Annotated in this window: 3 protein-coding genes; 2 read left to right on the forward strand and 1 reads right to left on the reverse strand. The window is 47.9% G+C overall.

Annotated elements, in window-relative coordinates:
- Window positions 1–185 (reverse strand): EF-hand domain-containing protein (locus H6F76_RS00015; RefSeq protein WP_190504821.1); only part of this gene is annotated, 185 nt, incomplete at its 3' end.
- A 547-nt stretch (window positions 186–732) separates the two neighbouring features.
- Here H6F76_RS00015 and H6F76_RS00020 point away from each other — a divergent pair.
- Window positions 733–1,284: a heme NO-binding domain-containing protein gene (locus H6F76_RS00020; protein WP_190449478.1), complete on the forward strand. Its 552-nt coding sequence runs from the start codon at window positions 733–735 to the stop codon at window positions 1,282–1,284.
- A gap of 7 nt (window positions 1,285–1,291) precedes the next feature.
- A complete protein-coding gene (locus H6F76_RS31250; protein ID WP_190504823.1) occupies window positions 1,292–2,719 on the forward strand; it encodes an ATP-binding protein in 1,428 nt (475 codons plus the stop codon).
- Window positions 2,720–2,887 lie beyond the last annotated feature (168 nt).

Below are 2,887 nucleotides of genomic sequence, written 5' to 3' on the forward strand. Positions count from 1 at the left end.
GTAAGCTTGCCGTCTTTGTCTGTATCGTGCTTTGCTAGTAACGCCTGTGGGCTACGGGTATCAGTTTCGGCTTCGAGGACTGCACTTAAGCCAGGACTTAAGAACAGCTCACTAAGGGAGACTTTGCCGTCTTCATCGCGATCTAAGGTCTTAAAAAGAGCTTGAAGCTCTTGCTCGGTTGCCATCGGTTTCTACCTGCATTAATGGTTCAATTTCACATCTCATGCATAGATTACCAAACAAAAGAGACTGATTTCTAGACTAAGAAAAAGCTACGCCTAGTAATGTTTCTAGCCACTGTTTAACTTTTGGGGTTAGTTGCAGAGTCCGCAACGGAGCAAGGAGAGAAAGAAGGGAAAGGCGCTTGAGGAGCAACGGAACAGAAACTCCCGTTAAGGCTGAAAGGCTTTACTAGCAGCCGTTCTAAAAAGAACTTTTCAGTCTCAATGAGACGTACCACTTGAACTCTAGGTTCTTTGGCACAGCCATGAGGAACGGCATAGCAGGGGCTTAAGGTTCCTAAGTTTCCGAGAGTTCAACTGGTACACGCTGATTGAGCCGCTTAACGGTACTTTCTGTTCGGCTGATACTCAAACCCCGATAGCAAGATGGCTGCGGTGCGACTGGCAGCAGTAGCGATTGTCTGAGCTAGTTTAAGCTGTTGCAAGACGAAGGAAAGTGGGCATCTTAAGCTATCACCAAAGCCAACGGTTCGATCAATCAGAGGATGCTATGTACGGACTGGTGAACAAAGCGATCGAAGACATGGTGCGTAGCCAATTCGGTGAAGCCACCTGGAAAGCGATCAAGCAAAAAGCGGCGCTAGAAATGGATACCTTCATCAGCATGGAGGGGTATCCCGATGATGTGACCCATAAGTTGGTCAAAGCAGCCAGCGAGATCTTAGGGCTGTCGGCTGCAGACATTATGCAAGCCTTTGGCGAATTTTGGGTGACGTACACCGCTCAAGAAGGCTATGGCGAGATGCTGGAAATGAGCGGCGACAATCTGCCAGAGTTTTTGGAAAACCTGGATAGTTTGCATGCCCGTGTTGGGGTGATTTTTCCTCAACTCCAACCGCCATCCTTTGACTGCACGGATCAAACCGAAGAAGCGTTGAGCCTGCACTATCACTCTAAGCGAGAAGGGTTGGCTCCTATGGTAATAGGGTTGGTCAAAGGGTTAGGCACCCGCTTTGATACAGAAGTGGAAGTAACGCAGACACAAAGCCGCGAGGAAGGTGCTGACCACGACGAGTTTTCGATCAAATATCAGCAAAGCTGAATGAGTCATGTCTCCTGCTCAACTGTGCCTGCCACCGTCGCTCTTTGCTAGTGTCTTTCCGTTTCATGTCGTGTTCAACCGTGATCTCGAAATTTTGCAGGCTGGGGAGGTGCTGCAGCGAATCATGCCGACAGAATTAATCGGTAGCCACATAGAGCAGCATTTTCAGCTTCATCGTCCACGCCTTGCCTTAGAGTTTGACGCAATTAAGCAACAAACACGCTCCCTTTTCCTGCTGGAGTCGCTTCACAATGGGATGCAGCTGAAGGGTCAGATGGTGTACGTGCCAGACCAAGAGATGATCTTTTTTCTAGGCTCTCCCTGGGTCACTGACACGGCGAGTTTGACGCCTTTAGGCATTAAACTCAAAGACTTTGCAACCCATGACCCGATCGTGGATTTTCTCTTTTTGTTACAAGCGAAGAATACAGCTTTAGCAGACACCAAAAAGTTGACGGAAGAACTCACTCAGCAGCAAGCACAGTTACAGAGTACGTTACAGATTAAAGAGAATCTGGCTAAAATTGCGGAAGCGCAGGCTGCAAAGTTGAAACAAGCGCTTGGAGAACTACAGCAAGCCCAAACTCAATTGATTCAAACCGAGAAGATGTCGAGCTTGGGTCTGCTAGTGGCTGGAGTGGCCCATGAGATCAACAATCCGGTGAACTTTATTTATGGCAATTTGAAGCATGTGGATGAATACACGCAGGACTTACTAGCGCTTTTGCGTCTCTATCAAGCGTGCTATCCCAGTCCAGCGGCGGCCATTGAGCAGCACAGCCAAAGCGTTGATCTAGATTTTTTGATTGAAGATCTACCGAAAATCATCGCCTCGATGAAATTAGGAGCCGATCGCATTCGTCAGATCGTACTCTCACTCCGAAATTTTTCGCGCTTGGATGAAGCAGAGATGAAAACAGTTGACATCCATGAAGGGCTTGATAGCACCCTGCTAATTTTGCAAAACCGATTGCAGACAAAGGCTGAATCTCCTGCGATTGAAATCGTTAAGCAGTACGGGGAGTTGCCGTTAGTTGAATGTTTTGCGGGGCAACTCAATCAGGTCTTTATGAATCTTTTGAGTAATGCGATCGATGCGCTGCATAGCTACGACAGCGAGCGTTCGATCACTGAAAGGCGCCAACATCCCAGCCAAATTACCATTAAAACAGAAATTCGAGGTGCAAACTCTGTGGCTATCGGGATTATTGATAATGGTCCTGGCATGACAGCGGTGGTGAAGGAGAGGCTGTTTGACCCCTTCTTCACCACCAAGCCAGTGGGTCAAGGTACAGGGCTAGGCTTGTCTATTAGTTATCAGATTATTGCTGAGCAGCATAAAGGCAAGCTTCGCTGTCTATCCGAACCAGGCAGGGGGACAGCGCTTTGGATTGAAATTCCTAGCAGCCAGAACAACATAGGCACAAAGCGATAAAGGGGTTAAGTTAAACTTAACCCCTTTATGGGCCACCTCCATTGGTTTCAGAACCATAGGTAACCTGAGTTCGGGATAAGAACTGGGACAAGAAAGGGGCAAACCCGATAGGCTGAAAATGCAAAATCTCATGCCTGGTTTGCCCTCATGCTTAGTCTAGAAGCACTT

The sequence above is a fragment of the Leptolyngbya sp. FACHB-321 genome (assembly GCF_014695975.1).
GTDB lineage: Bacteria > Cyanobacteriota > Cyanobacteriia > Leptolyngbyales > Leptolyngbyaceae > Stenomitos.